The sequence below is a fragment of the Paractinoplanes durhamensis genome, from assembly GCF_016862175.1.
Lineage (GTDB): Bacteria > Actinomycetota > Actinomycetes > Mycobacteriales > Micromonosporaceae > Actinoplanes > Actinoplanes durhamensis.
Window position 1 is genome coordinate 1 of record NZ_BOML01000005.1, and the last position, 18,429, is coordinate 18,429.

Below are 18,429 nucleotides of genomic sequence, written 5' to 3' on the forward strand. Positions count from 1 at the left end.
GCCGGCCGTGCTGGCCCAGGCCGGCCGTGCTGGCCCAGGCCGGCCGTGCTGGCCCAGGCCGGCCGTGCTGGCCCAGGCCGGCCGTGCTGGCCCAATTTCAAGAAATGCGGGGCTTCCGAGATCGTCGGAGTGCCCGGCTCTCTGGAAATTGGGCGGCTCTTGCGACCGAGCGCGGGGTGGAGCCGTTGCGGACGGGACAGGCGGACGGGACAAGGCGGGCGGGACAGGCGGACGGGTTGGTCAATTCGTGATGTCGTTGACGCAGCGCAGCACCGGCCGGGTGGTCAGGGCCTTCTCGTCGAGCGGGCGGTCGGACGTCACGGTGAAGGTCACCGTGTCGCCCGGCAGCAGTGTCACGCCGGCCCGGTCCGTCTCGGCCGACGGGTCGAGGCGGTCCGGGTAGAGGGTCAGCGCGCGCAGGATCGACGTGGCCGTCACCGCGACCTTGGTGGACCCGTCCTCCTCGGTCACCTCGGTGGTGAAGGCCGGGGCCGGCCAGGCGATGTCCTTGTCCTCGGCGAAGAACCACCACGTGCGGTCGTCGCCGGACTCGGCCACCACCAGCTCGGTCGCCGGGTCGCCGGGGGTGGTCAGGTCGGTGGGGAGCGGGATGGTCACCGCGCTGCCCGGGGCGACCGTGGCGGTCAGGAACGACGCGGCCAGGACGTCGCCGTTCAGGTTGCGGCGGGTCACGGTCGCGTCGACGGCCCACGGCGTGCGGCCGTCGTTGACCGCGATCAGGGCCGGGGCGCCGGGCGCGGTGAAGATCTCGCCCTGGTCGACCGGGTCGGGGCCGCCGGCGACCGGCGCGGCGGCGGCGCGGGGCTGCAGGGTCAGCAGGCGATCCGCGTACGCGTCGCGCATGGCGTACCACAGCGGCTTCTTGCGCGCGTCGCCGTCGACCGCCGCCCACGACGTGACCGGCCAGCAGTCGTTCAGCTGCCACATGATGCTGCCCATGCACAGTGGACGCAGCGACCGGAAGTGCTCGATGCCGAACGCGACCGCGCGCGCCTGGTTGAGCTGGGTCAGGTAGTGCCAGTCGTCGAAGTCGCCGGGGGCCGGCAGGTGGTTGGCGAGACCGCGTTCGAGTTTCTGGTCGCCGCCGATCGCCTTCTGGTGGTGCGCCATCCCGGGTGAGTCGGGGGCGAGCGGGTGGTCGGAGAGGGCGCGCTTCAATGTCGCGTACGCCGGTGGGGCCTGGAAGCCGAACTCGGCGACGAACCGCGGCCGGTACGCGGCGTACTTCGTGTAGTCGTCGGTGTTCCACACGTCCCAGATGTGGGTCGTCCCGGCGGCCGGGTCGTTCGGGTGCCGGTTCTGGTCACCGGAGTACGGGCTGCCCGGCCAGTACGGACGGGACGGGTCGAGCTCGGCGACGATCCGGGGCAGCAGGTCGAAGTAGTAACCGGCACCCCAGGTGCGGCCGGCCAGCGGCGCCTTCCAGTCCCAGTCCTCGTGACCCCAGATGTTCTCGTTGTTGCCGGTCCACAGCACCAGGCTCGGGTGCGAGCTGAGCCGGACCACGTTCTCCCGGGCCTCGGCCTCGACCTCGGCGGCCAGTGGCTCCTCTTCCGGGTAGGCCGCGCAGGCGAACAGGAAGTCCTGCCCGACCAGGAAGCCCATCTCGTCGGCGAGCTCGTAGAAGTCCTCGGATTCGTAGCGGCCACCGCCCCACACCCGGAGGAAGTTGACGTTGGCGTCGGCCGCCTGGACGAAACGGTCGTGCAGGCGGGCGCGGGTGATCCGGTCGGCGAAGACGTCGTCGGGGATCCAGTTGACCCCGCGCACGAAGATCGGCACGTCGTTGACGAACAGGGTGAACGCGTCGCCGGCGGTGTCGACCCGCACCTTGCGGAACCCGATCCGCCGGTGCCACGAGTCGAGCTGCTCGCCGCCGGCCGTGGACACCGCCACGTCGAGGTCGTGCAGCACCGCGTCGCCGAAGCCGCGCGGCCACCACAGTTCCGGGTCGTCGACGGTGAGGATGAGCAGGGCCTCGATGCCGTCGACGGTGGCCTGGGCGCGCCGACCGGCGACCGAGGCGGTGATGGTCACCGGTTCCTCGGCCGCCCGCTCGAGTCGCACCCGCACCTCGACCCGGCCGGTCCCGTCGGCCGCCACCGTCGCCTGGGGGCGGACCTCGGCCAGCCGGGCCACCGACCACGAGTGCAGGCCGATCGGCTGCCAGATCCCGGACGTGACCAGGGTCGGACCCCAGTCCCAGCCGAAGTTGCAGGCCTGCTTCCGGATGAAGTTGAACGGCTCGGCGTACGCGTTCGGCCGGTCACCCAGGTGGGAGCGCACGTCCTCGGCGTACACATAAGGACTGTCGAATTTGATCTTCAGGGAGTTGGTGCCCTCGGTGAGGAACGGGCGCACGTCGAAGCGGTAGCCGCGGTGCATGTTGGCGGTGCGGCCGACTTCCCGGCCGTTCAGCTCGATCGTGGCGACCGTGTCGAGGCCGGCGCAGACGAGGTCGATCCGCGGCGCGCCGAGCTCGGGCGTGAACGTCGTCGCGTACTCCCACGACGTGCGCCCGATCCAGGCCAGCTTCGTCTCGTTCTCGTCCAGGTACGGATCTTCGATCCGGCCGGCCGCGAGCAGGGCGGTGTGCACACACCCGGGCACGTTCGCCGGCAGGTCGCTGACATCGCCGCCGGAGATGGTCCAGCCGTTGTGCAGGTGGTTCACTTTGCTCCCTTAAAAACGGAAAATCAGGACTTGACTGCGCCTTCCATGATCCCTCGGACGATCTGCCGGCCGCCGATGAGCAGCAGAACGATCAAGGGAACGGTAGCCACAAAGGCGCCGGCCAGCACTCGGCGGTAGATCACATAGTTGCCGCTGGCCAGGTCACTCAGCGCGACCATCGATGTCGGGAAATCGGTGCCGTTCAGCGTGATCAACGGCCACTGGAAGTCGTTCCAGGCCATCACGAAGGTGAGCAGGCCGAGCACCGCGAGGGCCGGGCGGATCGCCGGCAGCACGATGCTCCAGTAGACCCGCAGGGTCATCGCGCCGTCGATCCGGGCCGACTCGACCAGCTCGTCCGGCACCGCGTGCCCGATGAACTGCCGCATGTAGAAGACGCCGAACGCGCTGACCAGGCCGGGGGCGATGACCGCGAGCAGGGTGCCGTTCCAGCCGATCTTGCCCATCAGGATGTAGAGGGCGACCACGCCGAGCTGGTTGGGCACGGTGAGGGTCAGGATCACCACGAACATCAGCGCGTTGCGGGCCGGGAAGCGCAGCTTCGCGAAGGCGAAGCCGGCCAGCGAGCAGAAGAACAGCGTCGACGCGGTGATCACCGAGGACACGACGAAGCTGTTGATCAGCGACGCCGTGAAGTAGACGTCATTCATGGTGAAGACTTCGTTCAGGTTGTTCAACAGCTCGCCGCCGGGGATCACCGACGGCGGGATCTGCGTGACGGCCGCATCGGTACTCGTCGCGATGACGAACATCCAGTAGACCGGGAACGCCGAGAAGATCAAAACCAGCGAGAGGCCGAGGTACGTCTTCCAGTTGCCACGGGTGTCCTGTGGCGCCCGGTTCACGAACGTGGTCACCGGTCCCCTCCGATGCGCTTGGTGAGCAGGGCGTTGATGCCGGCGACGATCAGAATGATCAGGAACAGGGCCCAGGACATCGCGGCGGCGTACCCGAGGTTGAGGTCCTTCCAGCCGACCTTGTAGATCAGCTGGGCGATGGTCTGAAACTGGTGTGCGGAGCCGCCACCGGCCGACTGCGGGTTCTCGTCGAACATCATCGGCTCGTTGAACAGCTGTAGCCCGCCGATGGTCGACAGGATCACGGTGAACACCACGACCGGCTGGATCATCGGCACGGTGATCCGCCAGAGCTGACGCCACGGCCCGGCGCCGTCGACCGACGCCGCCTCGTAGATGTCCTTCGGGATCGACTGCATCGCGGACAGGTAGAGCAGCGCGTTGTAGCCGATCCACTTCCAGTTGACCATGGTGGCGATGGCGATCCAGCTGCTCCACTTCGCCGCGCGCCAGTCGAGCGGCTGCTCCTGACCGAAACCGACCAGCGAGAGGAACCAGTTGGCCATGCCGCTGTCCCGAGAGAAGAACACCGCGAACACCAGCGTCGAGGCAACCACCGGGGTCAGGTACGGCAGCAGGATGCCGATCCGCCAGAACGCCTGCCCGCGCAGTTTGCGGTTCAGCAGGTTGGCGATGATCAGCGCCGCGAGCAGCTGCGGCACGGTCGACAGGACGAAGATGCCGAACGTGTTGTAGAGCGCGTTCCAGAAGTCGGAGTCACTGAACAGCCGGCTGAAGTTCGCGAAGCCGGCCCAGCCGTCCTTGTCCGGCTCGGTCAGCCGCCAGGTCCGCAGCGAGACGACGCCGTTGTAGACGATCGGGAACAGCCCGAAGATCGTGAAGATGATGAAGAACGGCGCGATGAAAACGTACGGGGTTGCCTTCGTGTCGAACCGGTAGAGCCACAGCTTGGCCCGGCTCGGTTTGGGCGACGGCGCCGCGTGCTGCGGCGGCGGCCTGAGCTGGGTGAGGGACACGGCCACTCCTACGGTGGAAGGGCGGGGCGGCATACGCCGCCCCGCCGTCATGCGTTCGGAAAATTAGGAGTTGGCAGCCTTCTCGGCTTCCTTGACCGCTGCCGCCCAGGCGTCGGCGGACTTCAGCTTGCCCTGCTGAACCTGGGTGATCACGCTCTCCACCGCGACGCGGGTCGGGCCGGCCTTCTTGCCGAGGTACTGCGGCTTCAGGCTCTCCGCGGTGGCCGCGAAGATCTGACCGGTCGGCGCGTTGGTGAAGAACTCCTTCTTGTAGTCCAGCACCGCCGGGTCCTTGTAGAGGGCCGGCTGCGACGGCAGGTTGCCGACGGTCTTGAAGACCTCGATCTGCTGCTCCGGCGCGACCAGCCACTTCACGAAGTCGGCCGCGGCGTCGACGTTCTTGCCCTGCGACGGGATGGTCCACCACGAACCGCCCCAGTTACCGCCGCCGCCGGGGATGGCCGCGATGTTCCACTTGCCCTTCTGCTCGGGCGCGGTGTCCTGGATGTGGCCGAGCATCCACGCCGGGCAGGCCAGGACCGCGAACTGGTCCTTCTTGAAGCCCTGGTCCCAGTTCGGCTGGAAGCTGGCCAGGTTGGCGGAGAGGCCGGCGTCGATCGCCTTGGTCGCGACGTCAAACGCGACCTTGGGGCCGCCGTCCATCTGCAGCTTCTCGGACTCGTCGTAGAAGCCGACCGGCTGCTGGGCGATCACCGGGTTGAACAGGTTCGTGCCGGAGTCGACGAACTTCTTGCCGCCGCTCTTGGCGACGTACTGCTTGCCGACGTCGATGAACGAGTTCCAGTCGGGCCAGAGCTTGCTGACCGCGGCGGGGTCGGTGGGCAGGCCGGCCTTCTGGAACAGGTCGGTGCGGTAGCACATGGCCAGGCCGCCGACGTCGGTGCCGAGGCCGATCTGCTTGCCGTCGGCGGACATCGACTGCTTCCACTTCCAGGGCAGGTACTTCGACTCGTACTCCGCGCCACCCTTGTCGAGGAGGTTGACAAACTTGTCGGCCTGGCTGCGGAACTGAACGATGAAGCCCTCGTCGATGGCCGAGATGTCCGGGGCGCCGGAGCCGGCCACCAGCTTCTTCTGCAGGTCCTCGTGCTGAGCGTTGTACTCGCCCGAGTTGAGCACGATCTTGACGTTGGGATGCGCCGCCTCGTACTGGGTCTTGAGCTTGTCCAGGCCCATGTCGCCCCAGAACGCGATCTTCAGGGTCACGGTGCCGGCCGACGCGCCCTTGTCGCCGCCGCCCTCCAGGCTCTGTCCGCTACAGCCGCTGACGAGCAGCGCTGCCGCGGCCGCTGCCGCCAGGCCGCCCTTGGCAAGGTTTTTCATGACGCCTCCACAGAGGAGAGAATTTACTGAACCGGGTAAGTTGTGGTGACGCTAAGCCCCACCTCGATGACTGTCAATAGCGTGTTACAGGGTTGATTTCCCAACGTTGTCAGTGACCGTTAAGTAGGACGAATCGGACTTTGATGGCGATCGGCGTTTACAAACTGCCATGTGTCCCGTAACACTTAACCGATCAAGCCACCCCATCGACGCTTGTTCAGTTCGCGGCGCGGCTGTGTGAGAGCGCTCTACCGATTTGGTCGGCCGGTAAGCTTCAGCCGGAAAGTCAGAGGGAGACCGAGTGAAGCGGCCCACGATCGCCGACATCGCGCGGCGGGCGGGCGTGTCCAAGGGCGCCGTCTCGTACGCGCTGAACGGACAGCCCGGAGTCTCCGAAGCGACGCGGCAGCGCATCGTTGCCATCGCCCAGGAAATCGGATTCAACCCGAACAGTGCTGCTCGGGCGCTGTCCGGTGCCAGTGCACGAGCCGTCGGGCTCACCCTGTGCCGGCCGGCCCGCATCCTCGGCATCGAGCCCTGGTTCATGGGCCTGATCAGCGGTTTCGAGGCCGAGCTCTCGGCCCGGTCGTACGCGTTGACCCTGCAGGTGGTGGCCACCCCCGAGCTCGAGGTGGAGGTCTACCGCCGGTGGTGGGGCGAGCGCCGGATCGACGGCGTGATCGTCACCGACCTCCGGGAAAACGACATCCGCATCCCGGTCCTGCAACAGCTGCAGCTGCCCGCGGTGGTGATCGGCGGCCCCGGCGAGACCGGCGACATCGCCCAGATCTGGTCCGACGACGCCGGCGCGATCACCGAGGCGGTGCGCTATCTGGTTGCGCTCGGTCACCGGCGGATCGCCCGGGTCAGTGGCCTGCCCGGCCTGCTGCACACCCAGACCCGCACCCGGGCGTTCAACGACATCTGCGACTCGCTCGGGCTCGAGGCGGTCACCATCCCGTCCGACTACACCGGCGAGGAGGGCAGCCGGGCCACCCGCCGGCTGCTCATCGACACCGCCCGGCCGACCGCGATCATCTACGACAACGACGTGATGGCGGTGGCCGGTCTGGCCGTTGCGCAGGAGATGGGCCTGGCCGTGCCGGGCGATCTGTCCATCGTGGCCTGGGACGACTCACCGCTGTGCAGTCTCGTGCACCCGCCGCTGACCGCCCTGACCCGCGACATCGCGGAATACGGCGCGCACGCCGCCCGCGAGCTGCTCGCCTCCATCGACGGCAAGCAGGTCACCAACGTCGAGGCCGGCACCGCCCACCTGACACCCCGCGGAAGCACCGCCCCACCGCGCTGACGTTCGGTAATCAGGCTCATCGGTCGTCACGCACAGTCAGGCGCGGTGGCTCTCCAGATAGGCCTCGATGCGCTCGGCCGGCGCCGGGCGGCCCAGCGCGAAACCCTGGCCGTAGAGGCAGCCCGCCTTCGCGGCCCGGTGGCACTGCTCCCGCGACTCCAGGCCCTTGGCGACGATCTCCAACCCGAGGCGCCGGCCCAGGCTGACCACCACGTCGATGATCGCGGGACCGCCGGCCGATGCCTCCGACGACGTGTTGACCAGGGAGGCGTCCAGCTTGAGCATGTCGACCGGCAGACGGCGCAGGTGGGACAGCGACGCCTGGCCGGCGCCGAAGTCGTCGAGCGCGGCCCGCACCCCCAGCTTGCGCAGCCCGGACAGCGACGCCACGATCGCCGGCACGTCCTCGGCGATCCAGTCCTCGGCCACCTCGACCACCAGCCGCTCCGGCGCCAGACCATACCGCCGCAGGGCCGCCGCCACCCGGTCCGGGAAACGGGCCGTGAGCAGCTCGCGCGGCGACACGTTGACCGACAGCCAGAAGCCGTTCTCCCCGGTCGACCAGGCGGTCAGGTGCTTGCACGCGGCATCGAGCACCCACTCGTCGATCTCGGCGGTGATGCCCACCGCGCGGGCGATCGGCAGCAGCTCGGCCGGCAGTATCGTGCCGAGATCGGGGTGCCGCCAGCGCAGCAGCGCCTCGACCCCGACCGGCTGGTCGTCGCGCAGGTCGACCACCGGCTGGAAGACCAGGTCGAGCTCGCCGCGCTCGATCGCGCCGAGCAGCTGCTGCTCCAGCTCCATCCGGCGGTTGAGCTTCATCTCGACATCCGGGTCGTACCACTCCACCCGGTCGAGGCCCAGCTGGCGGGCCCGCTTACGGGCCAGGTCGGCGTGCCGCAGCACCTCGTCCGAGTCGCCCCCGCCGGCCAGCTCGGCCAGCCCGATGCTGGTGTGCACCTCGACGATCGCGCCCGGCAGTTGGTGCGGCTCGGCGATCGACCCGGCGATCCGGATGGCCATCGCATAGGCCTGCACCGCGCCGTCCGCGGTCAGGACCGCGAACTCGTCGCCGCCCAGCCGGGCCGCCACATCCTCGTCCCGCAGCAGGGTCTTGATCCGGCGGCCCACCTCGACCAGCACCGTGTCGCCGACCTCCCGGCCGCGGCTGTCGTTGATCTCGGCCAGCCCGTGCAGGTCGATCACCAGCAGGGTGCCCTGCTGGCCGGCCCGGCGCCGGTGGGCCAGCAGGTCACGCATCAGCGCCCGCCGGTTGGCCAGGCCGGTGAGCTGATCCGTGTACGACAACTTGTGCAGCGCGCGCTCCAGATGCCGGCGCTCGCCGACGTCGCGCACGTGCACCACCAGCGCCGCCACCTCGGGCACCGAGCGCTGGTCGGAGATCGTCGACTCGGTGTCGCGCCACAGCTCGGCGCCGTCCCGCAACCGGGCGCTGATCAGCGCGGGCGGCCCGACCGCATGCTCGCCGGCCGCAGGATCGCCGGCCCCGTGCTCGCCGGCCCCGTGCTCGCCGGCCCCGTGCTCGCCGGCCAGCACCGAGTCGATCGTCGCCTGGGCGTCGGCCACGTCGTCGGGGTGGATGAGGTCGCGGAACGCCCGGCCCACCACCTCGTCGTCGGTGAGGCCGAACAGCCGGGACGCGGCCGGCGACTGCCAGCGGATGCGCAGCCGTTCGTCGAGCACCAGGGTCAGGTCGGTCGCGCCGGCCACCAGCGAGCGGAAGTGCGCCTCGGCGGTCTGCAGCTGGCCCGCGTAGCGCCGGATGTCCCGGACCACCAGCAGCTCGCGCATGACCAGCACGGCGACCATGCCGATGCCGAGGATGACGCCGGTGGTGTCGAAGGCGCGCACGGTGATCAGGTGCCAGAGCGCGGCCACCACGCCCACCCCGGCCGGGACGGCCAGCAGCGGGTAGCTCGCGAGATATTGGTCGGGGTTACGCGGCTCGGCCGGGGCCGGCGGCAGGCCACGGCGGCTGCCGCCGTCGGCCATCGCGGTCAGCCCGGCCACGATCGGCAGGCCGATCACCGGCAGCGCGGTGCCGCCCGCGCCGAGCGTGGCCATCGCGACGATCACCCCGAGGGCCAGCAGCGCGATCACCACGCCGACCCCGCAGCGCACCGAGGGCAGCCGATGCGGGCGGCCGCGCAGCACCGCCACCACGGTGATCGAGATGCCGACCGCACCGACCAGGATGGCCGGCAGGATGACCAGGTGCGGGTGGCTGACGACCGGGATCAGGTAGCCCGCGAAGGCCAGGCTCACGCCCAGGCCGGCGCCGTCGAAGGCCCGCCGGATGCGCACCTGCCACTTGTCGGGCCGGCCGGGGAGGAACAGCACGCCCGCGGAGAAGAGGACGACCACCACGGCGTACGCCGATGTGGCCCAGACGCCCATCGACGGCGGGCCCCAGAGCGGGACCATCGCGGTGAGGGCGGTGGCCAGCGAGCCGAGGCCGACGAACCCGGCGCCGCGGCAGGCGACGACCGTGCCGTCGTGGTGGTGGATCTCGTAGGCGGCGCGAATCAGGTGGATGCCGGCCCACAGGCCGGTGCCGCCGATGCCGATGGCCAGCGCGACCGCCGGCGGGGTCCAGCCGAGGACGCCCGCGAGCAGCACGACCACCGCGACCGCGGGGACGCCGAGAAAGGTTGCCCGGTCGGTGGGCCGGGCGTGCACGGGGGGTTGCACAGCCACGTCGACGGATCCTTTGAGCCATTCGGACAGGGGTGAACAGCTGAACAGGGAGTGTTGCCTCGGATCAACGACCGTCCCTCGAACAGGTTACGGCCGGGCCGGTGCCGCTGCACGAACAGATCGTCGCCTGTGGACAACCGTTACCTGCCCCGGCCGCTCAGAGCATGGATGGGACAATGCCCGGGTGAGTAACAAGCCCCTCCTTCGCGTCCGCAAGACCGGCGCACTCCTGGTCGCCGCCGTGATCGCGTTCGTCGGCACGGTTCCGCTCGCCGGCGCCGGGTGGGAGTGGACCCCGGTCCTGCTGCTGCCGACCGCCGCGTTCGTCTGGGCGTGGCGGGCCGGCACCGACGTCTACGCCGACGAGCTGCGGGTCAAGGCTCTGGTCGGCAGCACCCGGGTGCCCTGGCAGCGGATCTCCGAGCTGGCGCCCGACCCGTCCGGGCAGGTCTCGGCGCTGCTCGACAACGGCAACATGATCCGGCTGACCGGCGTGACCAAGGCCAATCTCCCGCGCGTCCTCGCCGCCGGAAAACAGGAGATCACCAACCCGGAGTGATCTCCCGAGGGTTTCCAGGTAGCGCCGCTACCCTGGGGGCGTCAGAACGAGGAGGTCGCGTGATCGTGCGTTCCCGCCGGGCCCGGGCCATGGCCGTGTCGCTCGGTGCCGTGCTGGCGCTCACCACGGCGTGCAGCTTCGGACCGCCCGATCCCGACCAGCAGGGCAGCCCGCCCAACCTGCCGACCCCGTCGCTGTCGTTCCCGAGCCAGAGCGAGGGCGATCAGGAGGTCGCGGTCACCGTGATCGCGAAGGGCCTGGCGATCCCGTGGGGCATGGCGTTCCTGCCCGGCGGCGGCGCCCTGGTCACCGAGCGGGACACCGGCCGGATCCTGCAGGTCGGCCCGACGACCGACGCGAACGGCCCGGCCGTCACCGAGGTGCAGAAGCTGGCCGAGGTGCAGCCGTCCGGCGACGGCGGACTGCTCGGCATCGCCGTCTCCCCGAAATACGACACCGACAAGACCGTCTTCGTGTATTACTCGACCGCGAAGGACAACCGGATCGGCAAGCTGGTGCTCAAGGGCGCGCTGACGCCGATCGTGACCGGCATCCCGCGCTCCCGCGACGACAACGGCGGCGCGCTGGCCTTCGGTCCGGACGGCTACCTCTACGCCGGCACCGGCGACGCCACCAACGGCACGCTCGCGCAAAATCCGAAGAGCCTGGGCGGCAAGATCCTGCGGATGACCACGGCCGGCAAGGCCGTCCCGGACAATCCGGTGAAGGACTCCCTGGTCTGGGCCTCCGGGTTCCGCAACGTGCAGGGCATGATGTGGAACAGCGCCAAGCGGATGTACGCGTCGGACAACGGCCAACCGAAGTTCGGCGAGCTCAACGTGATCGAAAAGGGCAAGAACTACGGCTGGGCCAAGGTCGACGGGGCCGGCACCGACCCGAAGTTCACCAACCCGCTGCAGACCTGGCCGATCCCCGACTCGTACTGCGCGGGCGTGGCGCCGGTCGAGCAGTCGGTGGCCACCGCCTGCCTGCTCGGCCGCCGGCTCTGGCTGCTCAACGTCACCGCCAACGGCACCGTCCTGGGCACCCCGCAGTCCCTGCTGGCCGGCGAGTACGGCCGGCTGCGCGCGCTGGTCCTGGCTCCGGACGGCTCGCTGTGGGCGAGCACGTCGAACAAGGAGGACGGGGGCGAGCCGGGGCCGGACGACGACCGCATCATCCGGCTGGTCTTCTCGGCCGGCGGCGCCGGCCGCAGCTGAGACGTCGGAGCCGTTTGATGAATGCCGGGATGGGGCAGGTGATCCACCGATGACCGATCACCAGTGGACGCGCCGTCTCCACGACGGCTGGTCCACCGTCCGTCGGCGCACGAGCACCGCCGCCGCGGCCACCGGTCGCTTCTACCGCCATCGCTGGACCACCCGGGTGCGCATCGCGTCCTCGGTCGGCCTGGTCAGCATCGGCGGCGTGATCATCGGGACGATGCTGTTCGGGCACGCCGACCTCGCCGTCGGGCCGTTCCGGGCCGAGATGTCGATCAGCCCCTCGATCTTCGGCGGCACCGAGGTGGACATCCCACCGCTCGGCTCGCTGCATCTGGACAGCCACGACGGCCCGATCCACCTCAAGGTCAACCTGGCCTCGCTCGACCAGAACCGCACCGAAGCCCTGATCGACGACCCGGCCGCGATCAGCTCGGCCGGCGAAAATGCGGTCGACGACGTCCGCAGCGGCGTCCTGCGGCTCGGCCTGCGCTCGCTGGGCATCGCCGTGCTCAGCGCGATGATCCTGTCCGCGCTGATCTTCCGGAACGTCCGCCGCGTCGCCGGCGCCATGCTGACCGCGCTCGGCGTCACCCTCGGCAGCCTCGGCCTGGCGGCCGGCACCCTGCGGCCCGACTCGATCGCCGAGCCCCGATACGAAGGCCTGCTGGTCAACGCGCCGGCCGTGGTCGGTGACGCCCGCCGGATCGCCGACAACTACGGACGGTACGCGGACCAGCTGCAACAGATCGTCAGCAACGTGAGCCGCCTCTACACCACGGTGTCGACGCTGCCGGTCTACGAGCCGGCCGGCAACACCACCCGCATCCTGCACGTCAGCGATCTGCACCTCAACCCGTCGTCGTGGGGCCTGATCCGCACCGTGGTGCAGACCTTCGAAATCGACGCGGTGGTCGACACCGGCGACATGGTCGACTGGGGCAGCAGCGCCGAGACCGGATACGTCAGTTCGATCCCGTCGGTCGGGGTGCCCTACATCTACGTGCGCGGCAACCACGACTCGACCGCCATCCAGGACGCGGTCGCCCGGCAGAAGAACGCCATCGTCCTGGACAACAAGGTCATCACCGTCGAAGGGCTGACCATCGCCGGGATCGGCGACCCCGAGTTCACCCCGGACAAGAGCGAGACCCCGGCCGCGCAAGACGGCGAGAATCCGAGCACCAGCCCGCTGCTGATGGCCGGCGATCAGCTGGCCGGCACGATCGAGCAGCACGGCAAGCCGGTGGACATCGCGATGGTGCACGACCCGGCGATGGCGCAGCCGCTGTCCGGGGTGGTGCCGCTGGTGCTGGCCGGGCACCTGCACAAGCGCGAGGTGAGCCTGCTGCCCGAGCCGACCCCGGAGCCGGAGACGTCGGCCTCACCGACCCCGTCGCCGTCGGTGCCGGTCGGGCAGTCCGCGGTCCAGGCACCGATCCAGACCCGGCTCATGGTGGAGGGTTCGACCGGCGGTGCCGGGCTGCGCGGGCTGCAGAAGGAGGATCCGACGCCGCTGAGCCTGTCGGTCCTCTACTTCGACGAGAATCATCAGCTCAAGGCGTACGACGACATCCAGCTGGGCGGCACCGGCCAATCCAACGTGGAGATGCAGCGAAACGTGGTCGGCGCCAAGCCGGAGGTCATCGAAACCCCGTCAACGCCGGCCGCAGCCGAGCCCAGCCGCTAGCCGTCGCCCCCTGCGTCAGGAAAGGCGCGCCAAGATCAGGTCGCGGACGGCCTTGGCATCCGCCTGGCCTCGCGTGGTCTTCATGACCGCGCCGACCAGCGCACCCGCCGCCGCCACCTTGCCCTCGCGGATCTTCGCGGCGATCTCGGGGTTGGCCGCGATGGCCTCGTCGACGGCCGCGGTCAGCGCACCCTCGTCGTTGACCACCTCGAGGCCGCGCGCCGCCATGACCGTCGCCGGGTCACCCTCGCCGGCCACCACGCCCTCGAGCACCTGCCGGGCCAGCTTGTCGTTGATCTTGCCGGCGTCGACCAGTTTCTGCAGCTGGGCGACCTGCGCCGGGGTCGCGCCGATGGCCGAGAGCTCGGTGCCGGTCTCGTTGGCGCGGCGGGCCAGCTCGCCCATCCACCACTTACGCGCACCGGCCGCCGAGGCACCGGCCGCGATGGTCTCCTCGATCAGCTCGACGGCGCCCGCGTTGGCCACGGACTGCATGTCGGTCTCGCTGATCCCCCACTCCTCACGCAGCCGGGCCCGCTTGCTGCTCGGCCGCTCCGGCAGGGACGCCTTGAGCTCGGCCACCCACGCCGGGTCGGGCGCGATCGGCACCAGGTCGGGCTCGGGGAAGTAGCGGTAGTCGGTCGCCTCCTCCTTCGAGCGGCCGGCGCTGGTGTCGCCGCGGTCCTCGTGGAAGTGCCGGGTCTCCTGGATGATGCGGGTGCCCACGTCGAGCAGGCCGGCCTGCCGGATGATCTCGGAACGGACCGCGCGCTCGACCGAGCGCAGCGAGTTCACGTTCTTCGTCTCGGTGCGGGTGCCCCACTCCTCGCCCGCCTTGTTGAGCGAGGTGTTGACGTCGCAGCGCAGCGAGCCCTGCTCCATCCGCACGTCGGAGACGCCGAGCGAGCGGATGATGTCGCGCAGCTCGGTCACGTAGGCCTTGGCCACCTCGGGGGCGAGCTCGCCCAGCCCGGGCACCGGCTTGGTGACGATCTCGACGAGCGGGATGCCGGCCCGGTTGTAGTCGACGAGCGACTCGGTCGCGCCCTGGATCCGGCCGGTGGCGCCGCCGACGTGCAGCGACTTGCCGGTGTCCTCCTCGAGGTGGACCCGCTCGATGCCGATCCGGTAGGGCTTGCCGTCGACCTGCACGTCCACGTAGCCCTCGACGCACAGCGGCTCGTCGTACTGCGAGGTCTGGAAGTTTTTCGGCATGTCCGGGTAGAAGTAGTTCTTCCGGGCCATCCGGCACCAGGCGGCGATGTCGCAGTTGAGCGCGAGACCGATGCGGATGGTGGCCTCGATGCCGGCCCGGTTGGCCACCGGCAGCGCGCCGGGCAGGCCCAGGCAGACCGGACAGACCTGGGTGTTGGGCTCCGCGCCGAACTCGGTGCGGCAGCCGCAGAACATCTTGGTCTGTGTGCCCAGCTCGACGTGCGTCTCCAAGCCGATGACCGGCTCGTAGCGCGCGATGGCGTCCTCATACGTCGGCAGGGCGATCGTGGTCATGCGGTGAGCTCCCAGACTGGTCCGGTGACTTTCTGGGCTCAAGCCTAGTGGCCCCCACCGACAGAATTTTCGCCGACCTCGGGCTGCCCCCACAGCGAGTGATCATTTGGGTAGCGTCCGGCCCATGCACCGCACCCCGCTCCTGGCCGCAGCCCTGGCCGCGGCCGTCCTGGTCGCCGGCTGCAGCGACAAGCCGGCCGCGACCAGCACCCCGGCGCCGTCCGCAGCGTCGGCGGCCGAGAAGCCGAAGATCGACTACGCCGCCTGGACGAAGGGCACCTCCACCCCGGTGAAGGACCCGCTCTATCCGGCACACGGCAACGCCGCCCTCGACGTGCTGCACTACGACCTCAAGCTCTCCTGGGCCCCGAGCACGAAGATCCTCACCGGCGAGGCCACGCTGCAGATCCGCCCGGCCGCCGACGCCGCCTCGATCGATCTCGACTTCAAGCCGTTCACGCTGGACAAGGTCGCGGTCGACGGCACCGCCGTGCCGGACGCCAAGGTGACCGCCGAGCGTCTCGTTGTGCCGGTCCCGGTGACTAAGGACAATCCGGTCACGCTCACCGTCGGCTACCACGGCAAGCCGGCCACCACGCCGATGCCGTCGCACCGCAGCGACGCCGAGCCGCTCGGCCTGACCATCACCAAGGAGGGCGGCCTCTACACGATGCAGGAGCCGTTCGGCGCCTTCACGTGGTACCCGGCGAACGATCAGCCCTCCGACAAGGCGCTCTACGACATCGCGGTGACCGTCCCGGCCGGCTGGTCGGCGATCGCCGCCGGCACGCCCGCCACCCAGCAGGGCACCACGTTCAGCTACCACAGCGCCGACCCGATGGCGTCCTACCTGCAGACCCTGGCCGTCGGAAAATACAAGAAGGCGACCGCGACGGGCCCGCGCGGCATCCCGCTGACGTATTGGTACCGCGACAAGACCGACGCCAGGATGCTGCCCTCGCTGAAGAAGTCGCCGAAGTTCCTGACCTTCCTGGAGAAGCGATTCGGACCGTTCCCGTTCCCCTCCGGCGGCATCGTGCTGGTCGACTCGCCCTCCGGCATGGAGACCCAGCAGATGATCACGATGGGCCGGGAGGTCACCAAGTTCGACGCCGCGGCCTTCGAGGAAGACCTGCTCCACGAGTACGCCCACCAGTGGTTCGGCGACGCGGTGACGCCGACCGACTGGAACGATCTGTGGCTCAACGAGGGCTGGGCAACCTACGCGCAGTTCCTCTGGGACCAGGAGCTCTACCACCTCAGCGACCAGGCCCTCGAGGACTACCTACGTAGGTACGACGCGAAATACCGCAAGACGCTCGGCCCGCCGGCCCATCCCAAGGCGGCCAACTTCGCCGAGAGCAACGTCTACATGTGCCCGGCCGCGATGCTCAAGGAGCTCAACGACGCGCTCGGTGACGCCAAGTTCTTCGCCCTGGCCAAGGCCTGGGTGCAGACGCAGAAGGGCAGCCAGCAGACCCGGGCGTCGTTCACCGCGTTCGTCAACAAGCAGACCGGCAAAGACTTCACCAAGCTGATCAACACCTGGCTGGACAGCAAGACGACGCCGAAGCCATAACGGCCCCGGCGTCGTCCTGTTTCAATACGTCAGAGGGCAGGCGGCGAGAAAGTCCCGACCGCGGACTCGAGCGCCGCCCCCACCCGGTACATCCGGTCGTCGGCCATGGTCGGCGCCATGATCTGGAAGCCGACCGGCAGCCCCTCGGACAGCCCGCACGGCACCGAGATCGCCGGCCCGCCGTAGAGGTTGGTCGGGATGGTGAACAGGTCGGCCAGATACATCTGGTAGGGGTCGGAGGTGCGCGACCCGAACGGGAAGGCCACGAACGGCGTGGTCGGCGAGACCAGCACGTCGACCTGCTCGAACGACTTCTGGAAGTCCCGCGTGATCAGCGTGCGGACCTTCTGTGCCTGCCCGTAGTAGGCGTCGTAGTAGCCGCTGGACAGCGCGTACGTCCCGAGGATGATGCGCCGCTTGACCTCCGGCCCGAAGCCGGCGTCGCGGGTGAGCGACATGACCTCCTCGAGCGACCGGTTGCCGTCGTCGCCGACCCGCTGCCCGTAGCGGACACCGTCGAAGCGCGCGAGGTTGGACGAGCACTCGGACGGCGCGATCAGGTAGTAGGCCGGCAGCGCGTACTCGAAGTTCGGGCACGACACCTCGACGACCTCGGCACCGAGCTTGACCAGCGCCTCGAGCGACTCCCGGAAGGCCGCGGTGACGCCCGCCTCGGAGCCGTCCCCGGCGAACTCCTTGACCAGGCCCAGCTTGACCCCGGTCAGGTCGCCGGAGGCGCCGAGCCGGGCCGCGGCCACCACGTCCGGCACCGGCTGCGGGATGGACGTCGAGTCCCGCGGATCGTGCCCGGCGATCACCGAGTGCAGCAGGGCCGCGTCCTCGACGGTGCGCGCGCACGGACCCGGCGTGTCCAGCGACGACGAGAAGGCGATCAGGCCGTAACGCGAGGTGCCGCCGTAGGTCGGCTTGGCCCCCACGGTGCCGGTGACGGCGCCCGGCTGCCGGATCGACCCACCGGTGTCGGTGCCGATCGCCAGCGGAGCCTCGTAGGCGGCGAGCGCGGCGGCCGAGCCACCGCCCGATCCGCCCGGGATGCGCCCGAGATCCCACGGATTGTTGGTTGGCCCATAGGCCGAGTATTCGGTCGACGACCCCATGGCGAACTCGTCCATGTTGGTCTTGCCGAGCATCACGGTGCCGGCCGCCTGCAGCCGGTCCACGATCGTCGCGTTGTAGGGCGGACGCCATCCCTCAAGGATCTTGGAGGCGGCGGTGGTGGGCACGCCCTTGGTCGCGATCACGTCCTTGACCGCAACCGGCACGCCGGCCAGCGGCCCGGTGACCTCGCCCTTGTCGACACGCGCCGCGGCGGCCAGCGCCCCCTCGGCGTCGACGTGCAGGAACGCATGCACGCGCTCATCGACGGCAGAGATCCGATCGAGGTGAGCCTGAGCCACCTCAACCGCCGAAACTTCCTTGCTCTTGATGCGCCCGGCCAGCTCGACCGCCGACATCCTGGTCAGATCGGACATGCTCAGGCCTCCTCGTCCAGGATCCGCGGCACCCGGAAGCGCCCCTCGAACGCGTCGGGAGCGCCGGACAGCGCCTCCTCCTGCGTGAGCGACGGCACCGGAACGTCATCGCGGTACACGTTGGTCAGCGGCACCGAGTGCGAGGTGGGCGGAATGTCATCCGCAGCCACCTCGCCGACCCGCGCGACCGACTGCAGGATCACGTCGAGCTGCCCCGCAAACTGATCCAGTTCCTGCTCGGTCACGGCGAGCCGCGACAGGCGCGCGAGATGCGCAACCTCTTCGCGGGAGATGGCGGCCATCATGCCCCTGCTTTCTGGAGTCCGAAGCTGACCGAGCGAGTCTATTTCGCCCGCCGCCGCACCCTCCCGCCGGGACAGCGACATCACCCCCAGGCACCCCCCAACTTCAAGATCAACACCAGAATGCCGGACCCCAGCGCCATGCACCGAC

General features: G+C 69.6%; 13 protein-coding genes. 5 read left to right on the forward strand and 8 right to left on the reverse strand.

Annotated elements, in window-relative coordinates:
• Positions 1-240: 240 nt before the first annotated feature.
• From Adu01nite_RS01940 to Adu01nite_RS01955, 4 genes are all read right to left on the reverse strand, one after another.
• The gene (locus Adu01nite_RS01940; protein WP_203724464.1) at positions 241-2,694 is read right to left on the reverse strand and encodes a glycoside hydrolase family 2 protein; all 2,454 of its coding nucleotides are present in this window, start codon (positions 2,692-2,694) and stop codon (positions 241-243) included.
• 23 nt (positions 2,695-2,717) lie between these two features.
• The gene (locus tag Adu01nite_RS01945) at positions 2,718-3,572 is read right to left on the reverse strand and encodes a carbohydrate ABC transporter permease (RefSeq protein ID WP_203724465.1); all 855 of its coding nucleotides are present in this window, start codon (positions 3,570-3,572) and stop codon (positions 2,718-2,720) included.
• The gene (locus Adu01nite_RS01950; RefSeq protein ID WP_203724466.1) at positions 3,569-4,549 is read right to left on the reverse strand and encodes a carbohydrate ABC transporter permease; all 981 of its coding nucleotides are present in this window, start codon (positions 4,547-4,549) and stop codon (positions 3,569-3,571) included. The genes Adu01nite_RS01945 and Adu01nite_RS01950 overlap by 4 nt, the downstream gene beginning before the upstream one ends.
• A gap of 63 nt (positions 4,550-4,612) precedes the next feature.
• Positions 4,613-5,893 carry an ABC transporter substrate-binding protein gene (locus Adu01nite_RS01955; RefSeq protein ID WP_203724467.1) on the reverse strand — a complete coding sequence of 427 codons (1,281 nt, stop codon included), beginning with the start codon at positions 5,891-5,893 and terminating at the stop codon, positions 4,613-4,615.
• 301 nt (positions 5,894-6,194) lie between these two features.
• Here Adu01nite_RS01955 and Adu01nite_RS01960 point away from each other — a divergent pair, with 301 nt between their 5' ends.
• Positions 6,195-7,205 (forward strand): LacI family DNA-binding transcriptional regulator, encoded by a 1,011-nt coding sequence (locus Adu01nite_RS01960; RefSeq protein WP_203724468.1) that lies wholly within the window; start codon positions 6,195-6,197, stop codon positions 7,203-7,205.
• Between the two features lie 36 nt (positions 7,206-7,241).
• Here Adu01nite_RS01960 and Adu01nite_RS01965 read toward each other — a convergent pair whose 3' ends face one another.
• Positions 7,242-9,923 (reverse strand): putative bifunctional diguanylate cyclase/phosphodiesterase, encoded by a 2,682-nt coding sequence (locus tag Adu01nite_RS01965; RefSeq protein WP_239132066.1) that lies wholly within the window; start codon positions 9,921-9,923, stop codon positions 7,242-7,244.
• Positions 9,924-10,107: 184 nt separating this feature from the next.
• Here Adu01nite_RS01965 and Adu01nite_RS01970 point away from each other — a divergent pair, with 184 nt between their 5' ends.
• The 3 genes from Adu01nite_RS01970 to Adu01nite_RS01980 all read left to right on the forward strand — a co-directional run bounded on the left by Adu01nite_RS01970 (position 10,108) and on the right by Adu01nite_RS01980 (position 13,395).
• On the forward strand, positions 10,108-10,482 hold the full coding sequence (locus tag Adu01nite_RS01970; protein WP_203724469.1) for a PH domain-containing protein: 375 nt from the start codon (positions 10,108-10,110) through the stop codon (positions 10,480-10,482).
• 89 nt (positions 10,483-10,571) lie between these two features.
• Complete coding sequence (locus Adu01nite_RS01975; RefSeq protein WP_203724629.1) at positions 10,572-11,702, forward strand: PQQ-dependent sugar dehydrogenase; 1,131 nt, start codon at positions 10,572-10,574, stop codon at positions 11,700-11,702.
• Between the two features lie 49 nt (positions 11,703-11,751).
• On the forward strand, positions 11,752-13,395 hold the full coding sequence (locus Adu01nite_RS01980) for a metallophosphoesterase family protein (protein WP_203724470.1): 1,644 nt from the start codon (positions 11,752-11,754) through the stop codon (positions 13,393-13,395).
• 15 nt (positions 13,396-13,410) lie between these two features.
• Here Adu01nite_RS01980 and gatB read toward each other — a convergent pair whose 3' ends face one another.
• Positions 13,411-14,904 carry an Asp-tRNA(Asn)/Glu-tRNA(Gln) amidotransferase subunit GatB gene (gatB, locus tag Adu01nite_RS01985; protein ID WP_203724471.1) on the reverse strand — a complete coding sequence of 498 codons (1,494 nt, stop codon included), beginning with the start codon at positions 14,902-14,904 and terminating at the stop codon, positions 13,411-13,413.
• A 124-nt stretch (positions 14,905-15,028) separates the two neighbouring features.
• Between gatB and Adu01nite_RS01990 the strand changes: the two genes are divergently transcribed.
• On the forward strand, positions 15,029-16,483 hold the full coding sequence (locus Adu01nite_RS01990) for a M1 family metallopeptidase (RefSeq protein ID WP_203724472.1): 1,455 nt from the start codon (positions 15,029-15,031) through the stop codon (positions 16,481-16,483).
• Positions 16,484-16,512: 29 nt separating this feature from the next.
• Here the strand turns inward: Adu01nite_RS01990 and gatA are convergent, their stop codons facing one another.
• Positions 16,513-17,976 carry an Asp-tRNA(Asn)/Glu-tRNA(Gln) amidotransferase subunit GatA gene (gatA, locus tag Adu01nite_RS01995; protein ID WP_203724473.1) on the reverse strand — a complete coding sequence of 488 codons (1,464 nt, stop codon included), beginning with the start codon at positions 17,974-17,976 and terminating at the stop codon, positions 16,513-16,515.
• Positions 17,977-17,978: 2 nt separating this feature from the next.
• Positions 17,979-18,278, reverse strand: a complete 300-nt coding sequence (gene gatC / locus Adu01nite_RS02000; RefSeq protein WP_203724630.1) for an Asp-tRNA(Asn)/Glu-tRNA(Gln) amidotransferase subunit GatC — start codon at positions 18,276-18,278, stop codon at positions 17,979-17,981.
• Positions 18,279-18,429: the final 151 nt, after the last annotated feature.